Source organism: Pseudonocardia sp. HH130629-09 (assembly GCF_001294645.1).
Taxonomy (GTDB): Bacteria; Actinomycetota; Actinomycetes; order Mycobacteriales; family Pseudonocardiaceae; genus Pseudonocardia.
Window position 1 is genome coordinate 637291 of record NZ_CP011868.1, and the last position, 18333, is coordinate 655623.

Below are 18333 nucleotides of genomic sequence, written 5' to 3' on the forward strand. Positions count from 1 at the left end.
TCAGCCGTGGTGGCGGTAGTCGACGATCGCCCGGTCGGTGCACGCTCCGCAGTCGGCGCCGACGAACTGTGCGGCGGCGGCCGTGTCGCCGCGCAGCTGGTAGTCCAGCCAGGCGGTCAGCAGAGCGCGGAACCGGCCTCCGTCGGGGAGCGGCTCGAAGTGGCCGACACCGGCGAACTCGGCGTAGGCCGCCTCGACCTGGGGGGTGTTCTCGTAGAACGGCTCCACGATCAGCTCCGGCCGCGCCGTCGTGTCCCGCTCGCCCGCCAGGTACAGGATCGGGCCCCGGATGCGCTGCGGCACCGCCAGCGGCCCCGGCTGCACGGCGACGATGGTCGTGATCAGCGGGTCGGCCGCGGCTACCATCGCACCGGCGCCCCCTGGCGAGTGCCCGGTCGCGGCGATCGCCGAGGTGTCGACCCGCTGGTAGTAGGGGCTGCCGGGGTCGGCATCGGCCCGCACGAGCGTGCGCGCGCCCGCGAGCATCTCCTGCCCGCTGTTGGCCAGCGGGGTGTTGGCGGCGGTGACGAGGTAGCCGTGCGAGGCGAGGTGGATCAGCAGGCCTCGGTAGACGGCGGGGATGCCGCCGGTGCCGTTGCCCCAGGTCACGACCGGGTGCCGGGTGCCGGGTGGACCGAGGTCGGCGGGCCGGAACACGGTGTGGGTCGCCCCGATCTCCTCGGTGACCTCCTCCGGCCCCGGCGCGCTCCAACGGTCGATCGGAGCGGCCGTGGTCGCGGTCGCGGTCGCGGTGTGTGCGATCCGACCGGTCGCGGCGGTCGCGGGCTGTGCGGCCGCGACCGGGCCGAGCAGGGAGCCGACGCACAGCACCGCGGTGAGCAGGGGAGTGACCCGCACGCTTGCTCCTCCGTCGGGTGATGCCGGGCGCGACCGTGATAAGCAAAGATAGCCAACTTGGACTCAACCGGTCAGCGCAACAGTGCTCCGAATCTATCAGCCGGGGTGTCGAAATCAAGCGTTTTGCGCGGTCGGGTGTTGAGGCGTTCCGCGACGCGGTCGAGTTGGGCCTGGGTGATGTGGTCGAGCCGGGTGCCCTTCGGGAAGTACTGGCGTAGTAGCCGGTTGGTGTTCTCGTTCGTGCCACGCTGCCAGGGGCTGGCCGGGTCGGCGAAGTAGACGTCCAACCCGGTCCGGGCGGTGACGATGGTGTGGCGGGCCAGTTCCATCCCGCGGTCCCAGGTCAGCGACTTGCGGACGTGTTCGGGCAGTCGGGCCATCTGCCGGGACAGTTGGTGGGCGACGGTGTGCATGTCGCGCCCTCCGAGCGCGACCAGCACGGTGAACCGGGTCGCGCGCTCGACCACGGTCGCGATCTGGGTGGTGCCACGCCCGAGCAGCAGATCACCTTCCCAGTGCCCGGGCACCGCCCGATCAGTCACCTCGGCGGGCCGGTCGTGGATGGAGACCGCGCCGGGGATCTGCGAGCGCCACTGCCCACCGGTGGTGTTGTGCACGTTACGCCGGATCGGACGGCCCGACCGCAGGTGTTTCTGCAGGTCTTTGGCCAGCACACCGCGGGTCTGCACGAACAGCGACTTGTAGATCGTCTCGTGTGACACCCGCATCCCCGATCCCGGAGCGTAGTGCTTGGCCAGGTGCCCGGCGATCTGCTCGGGCGACCAGTCCTCACCCAGTCTGGCAGCGACGAACCCACACAGCAGCGGACGACGGGCGAGCAGACACGTCTTGGGGCGCTGGGCCCGGCGCCAGGCGCGGTCCTCGGCGTCCACAGCACGGTAGGCACGCCGACCCTTGTTGCGGGCGACCTCCCGGCTCACCGTCGAGGCCGGACGACCGAGCCCAGCCGCGATGGCCCGGATCGAACGATACTGGGCCAGACCACGAGAGATCTCCTCCCGCTCGGCCGCGGTCAGCGTCCCCGGTCGGCGACGACGTGATGGCGGCACGTAGCCACCGGTGGACTTGAGCACCGTGAACACCGACCCCGGCGGGCGTCCGATCGCCCGAGCGATGTCACTGATCGACTCCCCACGCCCCCACCGGACCCACAGATCCGCGCGGTCGGCATCGGACATCCCAGGTCGTCCCAGTCGCGCCATCCCACACCCCTATCATGATCAACTACCCGGGTGTTGCGCTGACCGGTTGAGTCCAAGAATGAGCCTTTTTCAACCTGACCAGCGAGCTTCTGCGTCAGGAGATCGCGAAGGTTGCAGCGCAACTGCTCTGACCACAGCTGCACAGGTCACCGGCTCGCTAGCTCGGCGTCTGCACCCACACAACCAGGCCCCTGAGCTGCCGGAACGGCAGGTTGAAAAAGGCTCAATGTTACTTATACGGTCGAGTATGGCCTGTCGTACATGGGCCACCCAGTAGGGTGACGAGGTCGAGCGGAGGAGGTGACGGCCGCGGTGGCAGAGTCGGTGTCGGACGCGGTCGGCGCGGAGCGCACACCGACGACGATTGCGGAGGGTGTGTTCTTCACGACCCCACCCGCCCTGCCCCGAGGTCGACACCGGCTCGGCCGCGAGGAGGTCTGCACCAAGCGTCGGGAGCGGATGATGATCGCCGCGACCGAGCTGCTGGCCGGCGACGGCTACCGCAACATCGGCGTCCGCGAGATCTGTGCCCGTGCCGGGGTGTCCCTGACGGCCTTCTACGAGGTCTTCTCGGACAAGGACGAGTGCATGTTCGCGGCCTTCGACCGGTTCGTGAACGTGATCGTCGGCGGCTTCGCCGAGGTCCACTACCGCTCCGACGACTGGACCTCGATCATCCGGCACTTCACGCTCGTCTACCTGGACCTGCTGGGCCGCGACATCGTCGTGGCCCGTGCCTTCCTCGTGGAGCTCGAACCGCTGGGCCGGGAGGCCCGGCACCGGAACCGGCTCGCGATGCAGGGCATCGCGGCGCTGCTGGAGGTGCGCCGCCGGGAGTGGGCGGGCGGTGTCGAGGACGATCTGGAGTCCGAGGTGTTCCTCGTGGTCGTCTACGCGTTGCGTCAGCTCGCGGTCGACATCCTCGACGCCCCGAACCCGTCCTTCGACGGTTGTGCCAACCGCTGGACACCCTGGCTCGCCCGTCTGCTGCCCCCGCCGACCGGGTGAGGCCGCGGTCGGTCGGACGCGCACCTCAGCACGCATGCTCGAGGAACCAGGCGTAGGCGTCGGCGAGCCCGTCGCGCAGCTCGACCGTCGGCTGCCGGCCGAGTCCCCGGATCCGGGTGGTCTCCAGCAGCTTGCGGGGCGTCCCGTCCGGACGCCGTCGGTCGGGCACGATCAGCCCCTGGAAGCCGACCACGCGGCGATCATCGCGGCCAGGTCGCTGATCGCCACGTCGAACCCGCTCCCGGCAGTGAGCCTTTTTCAACCTGACCAGCGAGCTTCTGCGTCAGGAGATCGCGAAGGTTGCAGCGCAACTGCTCTGACCACAGCTGCACAGGTCACCGGCTCGCCAGCTCGGCGTCTGCACCCACACAACCAGGCCCCTGAGCTGCCGGAACGGCAGGTTGAAAAGGGCTCAGTGAGCCTGTGCCAACCTGCTGGACGGGCAGGTCGGCGGCGGTGCGGCGTGGCGTGACCACGAAGGGGTGAAGCTCCTGGTAGACGGGCGATTACCGAGATCAACCCGCGCTAACCAGGAGATTCAAGGTGTTGTCCCGCGAAGCGGGTGCCCGAAGTGAGATCTGCCCGCTCGGATTCGGAGACGCGGCGCCGGCCCTGCGGTTCTCGATGGCCTGATCAGAAGCCTGTCCGGTCCGTTGCCGCGGACCGTGACCCGTCACAGTATTGCCGCGAGAGCACCTCATGCCCGGGCCGGCGCCCGTCACGGATGCCCACAGCCCGGAACAGGACGAACATCCGCATGCCCATCGTCGCACCCCTCGTCGCCGACAACCACGACCTGCTCATCGGCGTCGACACCCACGCTGCCAGCCATACCTACGCGATCGTCGAAGCCGCCACCGGGGCTCTGATCGAGCATCGCGAGTTCCCGACCAGCCAGCCTGGTCTGCGCCGAGCGCAGGACTGGATCAACCGGCGCGCCGGCTCCCGCTCTGTCCTGGTACTCATCGATGGGCGCCGGCCCCGGACGAGGTGCGGGTCCAGGCCGGTGCCCGGATGGACCGGTTGCTCTCGTTCCTGCACCGCAACGGTGCGTCGATCACGAACGCCCCCGCTCCGGGCGACGTGACGGTCGCCGGCGTGCTGGCCGTCGGGGGACACGGGTCCTCGGTGCCCGCGGCCGGTGAGCGACGGGTGCGCGGGCAGAGCTTCGGTTCCGTGTCCAACCTCGTGACCGCGGTGACCGCCGTGGTCTGGGACGCGGCGCGGGGCGGCTTCGCCGAGCGGACCTTCGACCGGCCGGACCCAGGTGTGCCGCGCTGCTCACCGGGCTGGGGCGCATCGTGCTCACCGAGGTCCGGCTGCGGGTACAGCCCGCCTATGACCTGCGCTGCCGGAACCACACCGACATCCCGGCAGATGTCCTCGACCGACACACCGTCCAGTCCGTGTTCGACGAACAGCGCCTCCGCGCAGTCCAGGAGCTGTTGCGCGTACCGCCCGAGGGACCCGGCCGTGGCGGAAGCCCTGGACGTCCTGGGGGTGAGGCTCGCCCGGCCGATCGTCTCCAGCTGCCATTCGTCAAGGTTGCATCGTGTAGGTCAAGCGTCTGTCGTGCGCAGGTGGTCCGGTCCGGCGCGCCGGCTGCCCGGTGACGCCGACCGGTCCGTCCGCTACGAGGTGAGTGCGGGGTCCAGCGCGGCGGAGAGCTCCGCGACGCCGACCTGGCCGCGGTAGCGCTCGCCGTTCACGAACAGTGTCGGCGTGCCGCGGACCCCGGAGCGCACGGCCGCGTTGAACCCGGCCTCCACCCGGTCCTCCGCCAGCTGCGTCGCCGGCCAGACGACCCGGTCCGGACGCACCCCCGCGGCGACGGCGTGTTCCCGCAGGTCGTCCTGGCGCAGCCGGGGCGGGCCGGGGGCGAACAGCGTCTCGTGCATCTCCCAGAACCGGCCCTCGAAGCCGGCCATCTCCGCGGCGAGCGCTGCCGCGATGGCGTGCGGATGCACCTCGTGCAGCGGGAAGTGCCGGAACACGAACTGCAGCCGGTCCCCGAAACGGACGCGGACCTGCTCCAGGACCGGCGCCGCATCGCGGCAGTACGGGCACTCGAAGTCGCCGTACTCCACCAGCGTCAGCTCGGCCTCGGGTGGGCCCAGGACGTGGTCGTACGGTCCGACGGGTGGGTCCAGACTGATGGCGGCCTCCTCGTCGTGACCCGCGCAGGGCAGGATCAGCACATGGCGGTGGTGACCCTAGCCGAGCGCGGCGACCTCTCCGATGCCGCGAGGCGCTTCCTCGGGACCGAGTCCGGATCGGCGGTCCTGCTGGTCGGGGCGGCCGTCGTGGCCCTGGTGTGGGCCAACCTGGGTGCCGGGTACGAGTCGTTCTGGCACACCGGCTTGGCCGTCTCCTTCGGCGATGCCGCGCTCGACCTCGACCTGAAGCACTGGGTCAACGACGGCCTGATGGTCCTGTTCTTCCTCTCGGTCGGGCTGGAGATCGCCCGCGAGACGACGCTGGGGGAGCTGCGCGGTTTCCGTGCCCTGGCCGCACCGGCCGCGGCCGCGCTGGGTGGCCTCGTCGTACCCGCGCTGTTCTTCCTCGCGCTCAACGCCGGGGGTGAGGCAGCGGGCGCCTGGGGCATCGCGATCTCCACCGACACGGCGGTGATGCTCGGGGTGCTGGCGCTGCTCGGGCCGCGCTGCCCGGACCAGCTGCGGGTGTTCCTGCTGGCGCTGGCCATCGTCGACGACATCGGCGCGGTGCTGGCGATCGCGCTGTTCTACACCGACGAGGTCGACCTGCTCGCGCTGTTCGTCGCCGTCGTGCTGCTCGCCGGGCTGCTCGCGCTGCGCTGGGTGCGGTTCTGGCGGACGCCGTTCTACGCCGTCGTCGGGATCCTGTGCTGGGTCGCGGTGCTGCGCTCGGGGGTGCACCCGAGCGTCGTCGGCGTCGCGCTCGGGCTGCTGGTCAACGCCTACGCACCCCGCCGCACGGAGATGGTCGAGGCGGTGCGGATCGGCAAGAACTTCCTGCTCGACCCGACCCCGGAGCGGGCTCGCACCGCCCGCGCGGTCGCGGTCGCCGCCGTCTCGCCGAACGAGCGGCTGCAGCAGGCGATCCAGCCGTGGAGCAGCTACGTCATCGTGCCGCTGTTCGTGCTCGCCAACGCCGGCGTGGTGCTCTCGTCGGAGACCCTGTCCGCCGCGGCGACCTCGCTGCTGACCTGGGGCATCGTGCTTGGACTGGTGGTGGGCAAGCCGATCGGCGTCGCCGTCGGGACGTGGGTCGCGCTGCGCACCGGGCTGGGACGGGTGCCGGACACGCTGCGCTGGGGACAGCTGCTCGGCGGCTCGGCGCTGTCGGGCATCGGGTTCACCGTGGCGCTGTTCGTCACTGAGCTCGCGCTCACCGACGAGCTGCTCATCGCCGAGGCGAAGATCGGGATCCTCACCGGGTCGGTGCTGGCGGCGCTGTCGGGCTGGCTGGTGTTCCGGCTGGCCGGCGAGCGCGGTGGGCAGTGCGCGCCGAGCGGGCTGCCGATGCTGCCGCCGCGTCCGTGGCGGCCGGTGGACTGACCGGCCGCCACGGCCCGCGTGCGACGACGGGCTCAGCCGGTGACGTCGCGCCCGATCAGCTGCCGGGCCACGATCCACTGCTGCAGCTCGTTGGCGCCCTCGAAGATCTCCAGGATCTTCGCGTCCCGGTACATCTCCTCCAGGCGGACCGACTCGCCGGACTCCGACACCTGCCGGGCGAAGCCCAGCGCGCCGTGGATCTGGATCGCCTCGCGGACGAGGTCGTTGGCCAGCCGGGTGCCGTAGGCCTTGGCCATGGCGGCCTCGGGCTCGGCCGACCGGTCGCCGCGGTCGAGCAGGGTCGCGGCCTTCTGGTAGAGCGTGCGGGCGCACTCGATCTCGGTCGCGCGCTGGGCCATCGTGAACTGCCAGTGCTGCATCGCGCCGAGCGGTCCGCCGAAGACCTGCCGCGTGCGCAGCCGCTGCACGGCCAGGTCCAGCGCGGCCTGGGCGACGCCGACGCCCGCCGCGCCGATCCCGATCCGGCCCCGGACGAGCGCGGACAGGGCCACACCCAGCCCCACGCCCCACTGGCCGAGCAGGTTCCCGGCGGGGACCCGGACGTCGTCGAACACGATGTCGGCGGTGATCTGGCCCCGGTGGCCCATCTTCAGGTCGGGGGCACCGATCCGGACCCCGGGGTGGACAGGTCGACGAGGAACATGGCGGCCCGGTCGCTGCCCGCCCCGGCGCGCACGAGCACCGACACCCAGCCGGCGACGACGCTGTTGGTGATCCAGCGCTTGCGCCCGTTGAGCAGGTAGTCACCGTCGGCGGTCGGCTCGGCGACGGTCTGCATCCGCTCCGCGGTGAGGTCCGAGCTGGTCTCCGGCTCGGTCGTGGCGAAGGAGAACGCGGTGCGACCGCTGGTCAGCTCGGGGATCAGCCGGGCGCGCAGCTCGTCGGAGGCGTAGGTGAGCGTCTGCGGGACGAGGATGCACTGGCCGTCGTAGACGCCCGCCATCGAGCTCGAGTGGTAGGCGATCTCCTCGGTGACCGTGCAGGTGGCGAGCATCGGGTGCGCCAGCCCCGCGCCGAAGTCGGCGCCGAACGGCACCTCGAACAGGCCCTCCTCGGCGAGGCCGCGGAACGCCTCCCACGGGAAGCTGTCGGCGGACTCCTCGCGGGCGCCGATGTCGCGGGCGTGCGGGGCGAGCCGCTTCTCGACGGCGGCGCGGGCCGTCGCACGGACCGCGACGATCTCGTCGGGCAGCCAGACGTCGTGGGTCATGCGGTCCTGCGTGCGCGGCACCTGGGTCTCGGTGCCCCGTCCCTGCTCGGCGATCGTCACGGAACGTCCCTCCTCGGTCGACAGCGCACACTAACAGTCATTTCTGACTGTAAGTGGTGTGTGTCTCGACGCGCCCCGGTCCGCGCCGCCCGCGCGGCGGGCTCGTGATCGGGGTCCCGAGCACCCGTCCGGGTGGTCGGGCACCGGTGTGTCGCCCGGTTCCGGCCGGCCGGCTCCAGGACTGGCAGGGTGGTCGGCCCACCGGTACCGAGCCGGGCCGGACCTGAGAGGACCTCGATGTCGCAGCCGTACCCCGCCGAATCCAGCCGGATCGCCGCGATCCTCGCCCACCTCTCGGCGCCGATCGCCGCGATCCTGAGCGCCGGGCTGCTGAGCCTGGTCGGCCCGCTGCTGGTGTGGCTGGTCAAGAAGGACGACCCGTTCGCGCGGCGGGCCGCAGCCGGGGCGTTCAACTTCAACCTGTCGTTCTGGGTGCTGTTCATCGTCAGCTGGATCCTGATCTTCACCGTGGTGGGGATCCTCGTGGCGATCCCCCTCATGATCGCGCTGTTCGTCGTCTCCGCGTGGTGCCACATCAAGGGCGCGGTGCGGGCGTCGAACAACCGGCCCTACGACTACCCGTTCCAGCTGCGCGTGCTGTCCTGAGTCCGGGTTGCGCGGGTCAGCGGCGTCGGGCGCTGGTCGCGCGGAACGGGAAGCCGTCCTGCGGCCCCGGCTCGTGCTCGAACACGACGCGGTCGCCGGCGGCGAGGGTCCGGTAGTCCTCGTCGGTCTGGATCGCGCCGAAGTGCATGAACACGTCCGTCCCCTCCGGCCGTTCACCACCCCTCGCCGCTGCCGGGCCGGAGACGGTGGGTGCCGTGACGGCGCGGCGGTTCGGGGGAGGGTTCGGCCCGCTCGTCGGAACGATCACAAGTCCCGACGTCGACCTCCGGAATACTCTTCGGCCCGCCGCGATCGTCCCGCCTCCGCACCCGGTGGGCGATGCGTCATGACCACCGAGCTGACCGTTCCGTCCCGCCGTGACGCCACGCGGCCCCGGACCGGTATCCCCGGCTGGCTCACCTGGTTGCTGCTCACCTGGTCCGAGCGCCGCGCCCGCCGAGAGGAGGACTACGAGGCACGCGCCTTCGCCGAGTGGCTCCGCTACGCCTGGCGGGACGCCTGCGAGGGAGTCGGAGCTTGCAAGATAGTCGAGACGGTGACCTGCCCGACGGCCCGCACGCCGCGGGTCGGCTCGGTGATGACCGGGCCGCCGGTGTCGATGCTCGTCGAGCTGATACCCGGCCAGGAGCCGGAGGACCTCACTCGCGTCGGGGGTCGGCTCGCGCACTCGTTGTGCTTCGAGGGTCTGCGGGTCGTCCCGCACGCGGGCCGGTGGGTGCGGATCGAGCTGCTCGACCGGGACCCGCTCGCCGACCAGTACGCGCTGCCGCGCACCGCTGTCACGACGTGCCGGAAGCCGGTCCTGATCGGACGGGACGAACTCGGCGACGCGCTCGGGCACGCCTTCGCCGACGCGGCGCACGTCGCGTTGCACGGGCAGAACGGTGCCGGGAAGTCCCAGTTCGCCTACGGGCTGCTCGCGCAGCTCGCCGGTGCCGACGACGTCCGGATCGCGGGTTCGGCCATCACCGGCCTGCTGCTCGGGCGCCCGTGGGAGGGCACCGTGCACCGGCGATGGCAGGCGACCGGCACGGCCGACCTCGAGGAGCACGCGACCCTCCTCGAACGGCTCGTCGGCGTCATGGACGACCGTCTCGCCGCGCTGCCCGACCGGACCGACAAGCTTGACCCGACGGCGGAGCGGCCGCTGTTCCTCGTCGTGGTCGAGGAGTTCCCCGGCCTGCTGCGCGCGGCTGCCCGCCTCCCGAAGCCGGGACGTGGTGAGCGCTCGGTGCTCGACCGGATCAAGGCCGCCAACCTGCGGCTGCTCTCGGAAGGCCGGAAGGTCGCCTTCCGCGTCGTCACCCTCGCCCAGAGGCCGAGGCGATGGGCGGCGGCTACGCCCGTGACCAGTACGCGCTGCGGCTCTCGTTCCGGGTCCCCGGCGACTCGCTGGAGATGCTGCACGGTGCCGCCGTCCGGGACCTCGCCGAGCAGCACGCCACCGCACCGCCCGGCGTCGCCGTCGTGTCCGCACCCGGGCGTGAGCTCGTCCGGGTCCGGGTGCCCTACCTCGGCGAGTACGCCGAGTACTGCGACCGCATCGCCCGCACCGCCCGGAAGGGGAACTGACATGGCCACGACCACCGATCCGGTGTTCGACACCGTCCGGGGCGGCCTGGACCGGGTCACCGCCGAGATCCTCCGGCTCGGAGCGGTCCAGCCGGACAGCCCTGCTGCGCACGCGGTCCGTGCCCGCCGCATGGCCGACCTGTACGACCGGACCGCGCGCTGGTGGCGTGTGCTCGCTCGTAGCCAGGCTGCGCGCACCAAGGTCGACCTGCTGTTCTACCGCGCCGTTCTGGGAGCCCGGGGCGACGCCGAGCACGAGGCCCGCTTCTGGCGGGAGTCCGCCCACAACTGGGACGCCCACACGAAGGAGGTCCGCTGACATGGACGCCCTGCTGCTGCTCACCGCCGAGGAGACCGCCAAGCTGCTCCACATCGGACGCTGCAAGGTCTATGACCTGATCCGCAACAACGAGTTGCGCTCCATCAAGATCGGTGGTGCCCGCCGCATCCCGCGTTCGGCCGTGGAGGAGTACGTCGCCCGGCTGCTCGACGATGACGCGGCCTGATGCCGCCGCGCAGGCCCCGAGGCCGCCGGGGCAACGGAGAGGGCTCGATCTACCAGCGCGAGAGCGACGGCTACTGGGTCGGCATGGCCTATGTGCACACCACGTCCGGGCAGATCAAACGCCGCCCCGTCTACGGGCGGTCGTTCGAGGAGGTCCGCGAGAAGCTCGACGTCCTCAAGACCCGCTCGGCCGCCGGGATGCCCGCACCTGACCGGCGCACGACCGTCGCGCAGTTCCTCGACCAGTGGCTCGCCGACATCCGCGACGACAAGCGCGCCACCACGATCCGCGGCTACGAGTCCGCGGTCCGGCTGCACCTGGTGCCCGCTCTCGGCAAGAAGCGCCTCGACCGGCTCAACGCCACCGACGTCCGCTCGTTCATGGCCGGGATGCGGGAGAAGTGCCTCTGCTGCGCCAACCAGTGGGACGCCCGCCGGCCGCCGGCGCAGCAGTGCTGCTCACGGGGACGTTGCTGCGGGCGCCGGCCCTCGCCCCGGCAGCTCCAGTTCGTGCACGCCGTCCTGCGCAACGCGCTCGGGCACGCCGAGCGCCTGGAGCTGGTCCCGCGCAACGTCGCCAAGCTCGTGCGGGTCAAGACGCCGGAGTACTCCGTCGGGAAGGGGCTGCCTGTCGACCAGGTTCGCACGCTCCTCACGGCCGCGGAGGGGACGAGGTTCCATCCGCTCTACGTCGTCGCGGCCACCCTCGGACTCCGACGCGGCGAGCTGCTCGGGCTGCGGTGGTGTGACATCGACATGGACGACGCGACGATCCACGTCCGGCAGACCGTGCAGCGGGTCGGCGGCGAGCTGGTCGTCGAGGGCACCAAGACCCGCGCCTCGTCGGCCGTCGTCCCGCTGCCGAAGATCACCCGCTCGGCGATCCTGGCTCGTCGCCGCATCTGGGCCGACGAACGGGAGACCGCGGGGGAGTGCTGGCAGGACCACGACCTTGTGCTCTGCACGCAGATCGGCACCCCGCTCGAACCGCGCGCGGTGAACCGCGACTTCGACAAGCTCCGCGTCCGCGCTGGCCTTCCTGGCGTTCGGCTGCACGACCTGCGGCACACCGTCGTCAGCTTGCTGCTGTCGCTCGGGACGCCGCCGCACGTGGTGCAGGCCATCGCCCGGCACGCCGACATCGACGTGACCATGACGATCTACGCCCACACCAACCTGGACGAGATGCGCCAGGCGCTCGATGCGATCGAGTGGGAGGCGGGATGAGCCAGGTGTCAGAGGCGTCGTGCGCGCGTCACACGGAACCGGAAGCTGTCCTGCTGGGCCGGTTCGTAATCGAACTCGACCTGGTCGCCCTGCTCGAACGCCTTATAGCCGTCGGCCTCGATGACGCTGAAGTGGACGAAGGCGTCGAGGCCGTCGGGCAGCTCCGGGCTGCTGATCGCGCCCCAGCCCTTCTCGGCCTTGTAGAACTTCACGACCCCGGTTGCCATGCGTCGATCAGAGCAGGTCAGGTCGCCATGGTCTACGCGGTTGCGGGAGCCACTGAGCCTTTGCCAACCTGGTGTTGGGGCTGGTCAGAGCCTGTGCGGCGTGGCGTGCCCTCGGATGGGTGAAGCTCCTGGTAGACGGGCGATTGCTGAGATCGAAACCGTCCAACCAGGAGCTTCAAGGTGCTGTCCTACCCGTCCGGGATGACCGTGTCCAGCCGTGCCCTGCACGTGCTCTCCGACGCGTTGCGCGCGCACCGCAACCAGCGCCAGAGCCGGTGGCGGAAGCTGACGGCGGGCCGTCAGGCCCTGCTCGTCATGGCCCACCTGCGCAAGGGCGAGACCTACGCCGATCTGGCCTGCGGTTTCCGGGTCGGGACCTCGACGGTGTACCGCTACCTGCGCGAGGCGATCGACCTGCTCGCGACGATGGCCCCCACCCTCGAGCAGGCCATCGAGATCGCCATCGGCAAGGCGTTCGTGATCCTCGACGGCACCTTGCTGCGCATCGACCGCGTCGGGATGGCCTCGGGCTATGACCGCGGGTTCTACTCCGGCAAGCACAAGTGCCACTGACTCAACGTCCAGGTCATCGCCGATCCGGCCGGCCGGCTGGTGTGGATCTCCCCGCCGCTTCCCGGAGCCCGCCACGACATGGGCGCCGCCCGCGAGCACGGCATCATCGACGCCCTGACCGAGCACCGGATCCGGGCGGCTGCCGACACCGCATATCAGGGCGCCGGCCCGACGGTCGCGGTCCCGCACCGGCGGCGACGCAAGGACCCCGACACCGGCCGGTTCCGTCCGCTGTCGCACAACCAGCGCGAGGTCAACGCCGCTCACTCACGCCGCCGCGGACCCGGTGAGCGGGTCAACGCCGAGCTGAAGAACTGGAAGATCCTGCGCAAGATCCGCTCCAGCCCGAACCGGGCCGGACAGCTCATCGCCGCAGTTCAGACCCTCATGATCGTCAACACCTGACCAGGTTGGCAAAGGCTCAGTGAGCCTTTTTCAACCTGACCAGCGAGCTTCTGTCGACGACGGGCTCAGACTGACCCCCTAGCGTCGGCTTGGGATTGACCCCCTCTGCACGACGCTGAGGGGGTGTTGTCGGTGGAGGACTGGGCCGAGATCCGTCGTCTGCATCGGGCCGAGGGTGTCCCGATCAAGGAGATCGCCCGCCGGCTGGGGGTGGCCCGCAACACGGTGCGCTCCGCGTTGCGGGCGCCGGGCCCGCCGAAGCGGGAACGGGGCCCGCGGGGATCGCTGGCGGATGCGGTCGAGCCGCAGGTGCGGGCATTGCTGGCGCAGTTCCCACGCATGCCGGCCACGGTGATCGCAGAGCGGATCGGGTGGGAGCACTCGCTGACCGTGCTCAAGGACCGGATCCGCCAGATCCGCCCCGAGTATGTCGGGATCGACCCGGTCGACCGGGTCGCCTACGCACCGGGCGAGATCACCCAGTGCGACCTGTGGTTCCCCGAGACCACGATCCCCGTCGGCCCAGGCCAGGAACGGGTCCTACCGGTGCTGGTGATGACGCTGGGCTACTCGCGGTTCTTGTCCGCGACGATGATCCCCTCGCGCCAGGCCGGGGACATCCTGTCCGGGATGTGGCAGCTGATCAGCGACGTCGGGCGGGTGACCCGCACGCTGGTCTGGGACCGGGAGTCTGCGATCGGCGGGACCGGGCGGGTCTCGGCACCGGCCGCTGCGTTCGCCGGCACTCTGGCCACCCGGATCCGGCTTGCCCCACCGCGGGATCCGGAGTTCAAGGGGCTGGTCGAACGCAACAACGGCTACTTCGAGACCTCGTTCCTGCCCGGACGTCGCTTCGCCTCCCCAGCCGACTTCAACCACCAGATCGACGACTGGCTGGCCCGGGCCAACACCCGCACCGTCCGAGCGATCGGCGGCCGCCCGGTGGACGTGCTCGCCCACGACTACGCGGCGATGACTCCGCTGCCGCCGCTGGACCCGCCGATCGGGCTGGCCCAGCGGATCCGGCTGGCACGGGACTACTACGTCCGCGTCGATGCCAACGACTACTCCGTGGATCCGCAGATGATCGGCCGGTTCGTCGATGTCGCCGCCTCACCGCGCGAGGTCGTCGTCTACTGCGCCGGCCAGGTCGTCGCCCGTCACGACCGCAGCTGGGCCCGCCACGCGGTGATCACCGACCCGGCGCACCAGCACACCGCCGCGGCGATGCGCCGCGCCCTGGCCCACGACCGCAACACCCGACAGGCCGCAGCACGCCGTCACCTCGACGGCCACCCGGTGACCCTGCGCGCACTGCCCGACTACGACGCCCTGTTCGGTGTCGACTTCGTCTCCACTGCCGAGGAAGCGAGCAGCTCATGACAACCACACCACCGAAGATCACCACCGACCCCGCTGGGAGCTCGGGGCCGGCCGGTCCGGTGCTGGCCGCGGTCCCCGACGGACTGCCGGCGATGATCGCCTACCTGACCCGGGTCCTGAAGACCCCGACCATCGCGGCCAGCTGGGAACAGCTTGCCGCCCAGGCCCGTGAGGAGAACTGGTCGCACGAGGAGTATCTGGGCGCGCTGCTGCAGCGCCAGGTCGCCGACCGCGAGTCCAAGGGCACGGTCATGCGGATCCGCACCGCGCACTTCCCCCAGGTCAAGACCTTGGAGGACTTCAACCTCGACCATCTGCCCTCGCTGCGCCGCGACATCCTGGCCCACCTGGCCACGAGCACGTTCGTCGCCAAGTGCGAGAACGTGATCCTGCTCGGCCCGCCCGGGATCGGGAAGACCCACCTCGCGATCGGGCTCGGCGTCAAAGCCGCCCACGCCGGCTACTCGGTCCTGTTCGACACCGCCAGCAACTGGATCACCAGACTCGCCGCCGCGCACCAGAGCGGCCGGCTCGAGGCCGAGCTGAAGAAGATCCGCCGCTACAAACTGATCATCATCGACGAGGTCGGCTACATCCCGTTCGACCAGGACGCAGCGAACCTGTTCTTCCAGCTCATCGCTTCCCGCTATGAACAAGGCAGCGTCATGGTCACCAGCAATCTGCCCTTCGGCCGCTGGGGCGAGACCTTCTCCGACGACGTCGTCGCCGCAGCCATGATCGACCGCCTCGTCCACCACGCCGAAGTCCTGACCCTGTCCGGGGACTCCTACCGCACCCGCGCCCGACGCGAGCTCCTGGCCAAACACAACCGCGCCAGCAACGACTGACCATCACCACACCACGCCGGGGGTCAGTTCCAATCCGTCGCTACGGGGTCACTCCCAACCCGCCGTTGACAGCTTCTGCGTCAGGAGATCGCGAAGGTTGCAGCGCAACTGCTCTGACCACAGCTGCACAGGTCACCGGCTCGCTAGCTCGGCGTCTGCACCGGGCCTGTCTCGTGATCGGTGTTTCGGCGTCGTTGCTCAGTAGGTCTCGGCTCCCGGCCAGCGGTCACCGAACGTGATGGCGAACGCGTTGATCACGGGCTTCCAACGCATCGTCCACCTCGTGCGGCCCGTCCCGGTCGGGTCCAGGCTGCGAGTCACAAGATACAAGCATTTCATCGCAGCCTGCTCAGTGGGGAAATGACCACGCGCCCGCACCGCGCGCCGGTAGCGGGCGTTAAGCGATTCGATCGCATTCGTAGAGCAGATCACCCTTCGAATCTCGACGTCGTAGTCCAAGAACGGCACGAACTCTTCCCACGCGTTGCGCCATAGCCGGATCATCGCCGCGTACTTACGGCCCCATTTCTCGTCGAGCTCATCCATAGCGATAAGTGCTGCATTCGGGTTGGGCGCGGCATAGATTGGTTTGATGTCGCGCTTCACCGCGTCCCAGTCCTGTCGACCCACCAGCCGGAAAGTGTTTCGGATCAGGTGCACGACGCAGGTTTGGACAATGGTTTGCGGCCACACGTTGGCCACGACCTCCGGGAGTCCTTTGAGGCCGTCGCAGACCAGGAACAGCACGTCACGCACGCCGCGGTTCTTCAGGTCGACCAGCACGCTCATCCAGAACTTCGCGCCCTCACTGCCGACGCCCATCCACAGCCCCAGCACGTCCTTGCAGCCGTCCACGGTGACGCCGATGGCTGCGTAGACCGGCCGGTTGGCGACCTGCCCGTCCCGGACCTTGACGTGGACAGCGTCGATGAACACCGCGGCGTACACCGAATCCAACGGCCGACCAACCCAGTCATTCATCTCGGCGACGACCTTGTCGGTGATCCGCGAGACCGTCTCCTTCGATACTGACGCCCCATAGATGTCAGCGAAATGTGCGGAAACCTCCCCGGTCGTCATCCCTTTCGCATACAGCGACAGTACGACCTCGTCGACATCTGTGAGGCGCCGCTGACGCTTCTTCACGATCTGCGGCTCGAAAGTGCTGGCCCTGTCTCTCGGAACGTCGATCTCCACGTCACCCGCGGCATCCGAGAGAACCGTCTTCGAGCGGGACCCGTTCCGCACGTTGGTGGATTCCCGGCCGGGGTCGGCCCGGTTCTTGTCGTGCCCGAGGTGCTCGGTCATCTCCTCGTTCAGCGCCGTTTCCAGAACATTCTTGGTAAAGAGCTTCAACAGGCCGTCCGGGCCGGTCAACGCCAGCCCGCGCGCCTTCGCCTCGGCCACCATCGCCGCCGCAGCGGCCCGCTCCGCCGACGCCTGCCGAGCAGGCTTCGGGTCACCCTCGCTTGGATCCACAAGGTCCGATGTCATCACTGTCCGTGCCCATCTCGCCGGACCTCAGCCCGGCGTGTCGGGCCGAAAACACCGATCTTGAAACAGTCCCCCGACGCCGACTCGGTGTGCGGCGCGGCCTGGGGCGAGCGTTCCGAGGCTCGCACGAACACCCGCAACGGCTACCGCCACCGCGACTTCGACACCCGCGCCGGCACGATCGACGTGGCGATCCCCAAGCTGCGCAACGGCTCCTACTTCCCCGACTGGTTGCTGGAGCGTCGTCGCCGGGCGGAGCGGGCCCTGACCACGGTGGTCGCGACCTGCTACCTGCTCGGGGTCTCGACGCGGCGGATGGAGAAACTCGTCGACTCCCTGGGCATCTTGGACTCAACCGGTCAGCGCAACAGTGCTCCGAATCTATCAGCCGGGGTGTCGAAATCAAGCGTTTTGCGCGGTCGGGTGTTGAGGCGTTCCGCGACGCGGTCGAGTTGGGCCTGGGTGATGTGGTCGAGCCGGGTGCCCTTCGGGAAGTACTGGCGTAGTAGCCGGTTGGTGTTCTCGTTCGTGCCACGCTGCCAGGGGCTGGCCGGGTCGGCGAAGTAGACGTCCAACCCGGTCCGGGCGGTGACGATGGTGTGGCGGGCCAGTTCCATCCCGCGGTCCCAGGTCAGCGACTTGCGGACGTGTTCGGGCAGTCGGGCCATCTGCCGGGACAGTTGGTGGGCGACGGTGTGCATGTCGCGCCCTCCGAGCGCGACCAGCACGGTGAACCGGGTCGCGCGCTCGACCACGGTCGCGATCTGGGTGGTGCCACGCCCGAGCAGCAGATCACCTTCCCAGTGCCCGGGCACCGCCCGATCAGTCACCTCGGCGGGCCGGTCGTGGATGGAGACCGCGCCGGGGATCTGCGAGCGCCACTGCCCACCGGTGGTGTTGTGCACGTTACGCCGGATCGGACGGCCCGACCGCAGGTGTTTCTGCAGGTCTTTGGCCAGCACACCGCGGGTCTGCACGAACAGCGACTTGTAGATCGTCTCGTGTGACACCCGCATCCCCGATCCCGGAGCGTAGTGCTTGGCCAGGTGCCCGGCGATCTGCTCGGGCGACCAGTCCTCACCCAGTCTGGCAGCGACGAACCCACACAGCAGCGGACGACGGGCGAGCAGACACGTCTTGGGGCGCTGGGCCCGGCGCCAGGCGCGGTCCTCGGCGTCCACAGCACGGTAGGCACGCCGACCCTTGTTGCGGGCGACCTCCCGGCTCACCGTCGAGGCCGGACGACCGAGCCCAGCCGCGATGGCCCGGATCGAACGATACTGGGCCAGACCACGAGAGATCTCCTCCCGCTCGGCCGCGGTCAGCGTCCCCGGTCGGCGACGACGTGATGGCGGCACGTAGCCACCGGTGGACTTGAGCACCGTGAACACCGACCCCGGCGGGCGTCCGATCGCCCGAGCGATGTCACTGATCGACTCCCCACGCCCCCACCGGACCCACAGATCCGCGCGGTCGGCATCGGACATCCCAGGTCGTCCCAGTCGCGCCATCCCACACCCCTATCATGATCAACTACCCGGGTGTTGCGCTGA

18 protein-coding genes and 2 pseudogenes are annotated in these 18333 nt (G+C 70.0%); 10 read left to right on the forward strand and 10 right to left on the reverse strand.

All coding sequences use genetic code 11. The annotated features are described in order from the left end of the window. A complete protein-coding gene (locus XF36_RS03010; RefSeq protein ID WP_060710805.1) occupies positions 1–858 on the reverse strand; it encodes an alpha/beta hydrolase in 858 nt (285 codons plus the stop codon). 71 nt (positions 859–929) lie between these two features. Continuing rightward, a complete protein-coding gene (locus tag XF36_RS03015) occupies positions 930–2081 on the reverse strand; it encodes an IS30 family transposase (protein WP_060710806.1) in 1152 nt (383 codons plus the stop codon). 312 nt (positions 2082–2393) lie between these two features. Here XF36_RS03015 and XF36_RS03020 point away from each other — a divergent pair, with 312 nt between their 5' ends. Next, entirely contained in the window at positions 2394–3089 is a 696-nt protein-coding gene (locus XF36_RS03020) for a TetR/AcrR family transcriptional regulator (protein ID WP_145981237.1), read from the forward strand. Positions 3090–3114: 25 nt separating this feature from the next. Here XF36_RS03020 and XF36_RS32120 read toward each other — a convergent pair whose 3' ends face one another. Then, the gene (locus tag XF36_RS32120; protein WP_168169452.1) at positions 3115–3282 is read right to left on the reverse strand and encodes a hypothetical protein; all 168 of its coding nucleotides are present in this window, start codon (positions 3280–3282) and stop codon (positions 3115–3117) included. A gap of 1438 nt (positions 3283–4720) precedes the next feature. Beyond that, positions 4721–5287: a DsbA family protein gene (locus XF36_RS03035; RefSeq protein ID WP_238589083.1), complete on the reverse strand. Its 567-nt coding sequence runs from the start codon at positions 5285–5287 to the stop codon at positions 4721–4723. Between XF36_RS03035 and nhaA the strand changes: the two genes are divergently transcribed. Next, positions 5288–6628, forward strand: coding sequence for a Na+/H+ antiporter NhaA (gene nhaA / locus XF36_RS03040; protein ID WP_060710810.1), 1341 nt, complete (start codon positions 5288–5290; stop codon positions 6626–6628). Between the two features lie 32 nt (positions 6629–6660). Here the strand turns inward: nhaA and XF36_RS33125 are convergent, their stop codons facing one another. Beyond that, a complete protein-coding gene (locus XF36_RS33125) occupies positions 6661–7236 on the reverse strand; it encodes an acyl-CoA dehydrogenase family protein (RefSeq protein WP_202968470.1) in 576 nt (191 codons plus the stop codon). A 2-nt stretch (positions 7237–7238) separates the two neighbouring features. Further along, the gene (locus XF36_RS33130; protein ID WP_202968471.1) at positions 7239–7919 is read right to left on the reverse strand and encodes an acyl-CoA dehydrogenase family protein; all 681 of its coding nucleotides are present in this window, start codon (positions 7917–7919) and stop codon (positions 7239–7241) included. Between the two features lie 237 nt (positions 7920–8156). Between XF36_RS33130 and XF36_RS03050 the strand changes: the two genes are divergently transcribed. Then, positions 8157–8525 carry a DUF4870 domain-containing protein gene (locus XF36_RS03050; RefSeq protein WP_060710811.1) on the forward strand — a complete coding sequence of 123 codons (369 nt, stop codon included), beginning with the start codon at positions 8157–8159 and terminating at the stop codon, positions 8523–8525. A gap of 16 nt (positions 8526–8541) precedes the next feature. Here XF36_RS03050 and XF36_RS31185 read toward each other — a convergent pair whose 3' ends face one another. Continuing rightward, positions 8542–8679: a hypothetical protein gene (locus XF36_RS31185; RefSeq protein WP_349675528.1), complete on the reverse strand. Its 138-nt coding sequence runs from the start codon at positions 8677–8679 to the stop codon at positions 8542–8544. Between the two features lie 192 nt (positions 8680–8871). Here XF36_RS31185 and XF36_RS31190 point away from each other — a divergent pair, with 192 nt between their 5' ends. Genes XF36_RS31190 through XF36_RS03065 form a run of 3 tightly spaced genes read left to right on the forward strand, consistent with a single transcriptional unit; the run spans position 8872 to position 11850 of the window. Further along, the gene (locus XF36_RS31190; protein WP_060710812.1) at positions 8872–10437 is read left to right on the forward strand and encodes a hypothetical protein; all 1566 of its coding nucleotides are present in this window, start codon (positions 8872–8874) and stop codon (positions 10435–10437) included. 1 nt (position 10438) lies between these two features. Further along, positions 10439–10624 (forward strand): helix-turn-helix domain-containing protein, encoded by a 186-nt coding sequence (locus XF36_RS03060; protein ID WP_060710813.1) that lies wholly within the window; start codon positions 10439–10441, stop codon positions 10622–10624. Next, positions 10624–11850 carry a tyrosine-type recombinase/integrase gene (locus XF36_RS03065; protein WP_060710814.1) on the forward strand — a complete coding sequence of 409 codons (1227 nt, stop codon included), beginning with the start codon at positions 10624–10626 and terminating at the stop codon, positions 11848–11850. Before XF36_RS03060 ends, XF36_RS03065 begins: the two co-directional genes overlap by 1 nt. An 8-nt stretch (positions 11851–11858) precedes the next feature. Here XF36_RS03065 and XF36_RS03070 read toward each other — a convergent pair whose 3' ends face one another. Beyond that, entirely contained in the window at positions 11859–12077 is a 219-nt protein-coding gene (locus XF36_RS03070; protein WP_060710815.1) for a cold-shock protein, read from the reverse strand. A gap of 180 nt (positions 12078–12257) precedes the next feature. Between XF36_RS03070 and XF36_RS03075 the strand changes: the two are divergent. The 3 genes and pseudogenes from XF36_RS03075 (at position 12258) to istB (ending at position 15286) form a co-directional block, all read left to right on the forward strand. Further along, positions 12258–13055 (forward strand): annotated as a pseudogene (locus XF36_RS03075) (transposase family protein). 123 nt (positions 13056–13178) lie between these two features. Further along, entirely contained in the window at positions 13179–14438 is a 1260-nt protein-coding gene (istA, locus tag XF36_RS03080) for an IS21 family transposase (RefSeq protein WP_145981219.1), read from the forward strand. Beyond that, complete coding sequence (gene istB, locus XF36_RS03085; protein WP_060713594.1) at positions 14435–15286, forward strand: IS21-like element helper ATPase IstB; 852 nt, start codon at positions 14435–14437, stop codon at positions 15284–15286. Before istA ends, istB begins: the two co-directional genes overlap by 4 nt. 198 nt (positions 15287–15484) lie before the next feature. Here the strand turns inward: istB and XF36_RS03090 are convergent, their stop codons facing one another. Next, positions 15485–16696, reverse strand: a complete 1212-nt coding sequence (locus tag XF36_RS03090; RefSeq protein WP_238589343.1) for an IS256 family transposase — start codon at positions 16694–16696, stop codon at positions 15485–15487. A gap of 153 nt (positions 16697–16849) precedes the next feature. Here XF36_RS03090 and XF36_RS29910 point away from each other — a divergent pair. Then, positions 16850–17125: pseudogene (locus XF36_RS29910) on the forward strand (transposase); the annotation flags it as partial. A 14-nt stretch (positions 17126–17139) separates the two neighbouring features. Here XF36_RS29910 and XF36_RS03095 read toward each other — a convergent pair. Continuing rightward, entirely contained in the window at positions 17140–18291 is a 1152-nt protein-coding gene (locus XF36_RS03095; protein WP_060710806.1) for an IS30 family transposase, read from the reverse strand. Positions 18292–18333 lie beyond the last annotated feature (42 nt).

Excerpts from the sequence above, each read along its gene's own strand:
- istB (WP_060713594.1), top strand. The coding sequence starts at position 14,435 with ATGACAACCACACCACCGAAGATCACCACCGACCCCGCTGGGAGCTCG.
- XF36_RS03050 (WP_060710811.1), top strand. The coding sequence starts at position 8,157 with ATGTCGCAGCCGTACCCCGCCGAATCCAGCCGGATCGCCGCGATCCTC.
- XF36_RS03090 (WP_238589343.1), bottom strand. The coding sequence starts at position 16,696 with ATGGTGGCCGAGGCGAAGGCGCGCGGGCTGGCGTTGACCGGCCCGGAC.
- XF36_RS03060 (WP_060710813.1), top strand. The coding sequence starts at position 10,439 with ATGGACGCCCTGCTGCTGCTCACCGCCGAGGAGACCGCCAAGCTGCTC.
- XF36_RS03095 (WP_060710806.1), bottom strand. The coding sequence starts at position 18,291 with ATGGCGCGACTGGGACGACCTGGGATGTCCGATGCCGACCGCGCGGAT.
- XF36_RS31190 (WP_060710812.1), top strand. The coding sequence starts at position 8,872 with ATGACCACCGAGCTGACCGTTCCGTCCCGCCGTGACGCCACGCGGCCC.
- XF36_RS03015 (WP_060710806.1), bottom strand. The coding sequence starts at position 2,081 with ATGGCGCGACTGGGACGACCTGGGATGTCCGATGCCGACCGCGCGGAT.
- XF36_RS33125 (WP_202968470.1), bottom strand. The coding sequence starts at position 7,236 with ATGGGCCACCGGGGCCAGATCACCGCCGACATCGTGTTCGACGACGTC.
- XF36_RS03070 (WP_060710815.1), bottom strand. The coding sequence starts at position 12,077 with ATGGCAACCGGGGTCGTGAAGTTCTACAAGGCCGAGAAGGGCTGGGGC.
- XF36_RS03065 (WP_060710814.1), top strand. The coding sequence starts at position 10,624 with ATGCCGCCGCGCAGGCCCCGAGGCCGCCGGGGCAACGGAGAGGGCTCG.
- nhaA (WP_060710810.1), top strand. The coding sequence starts at position 5,288 with ATGGCGGTGGTGACCCTAGCCGAGCGCGGCGACCTCTCCGATGCCGCG.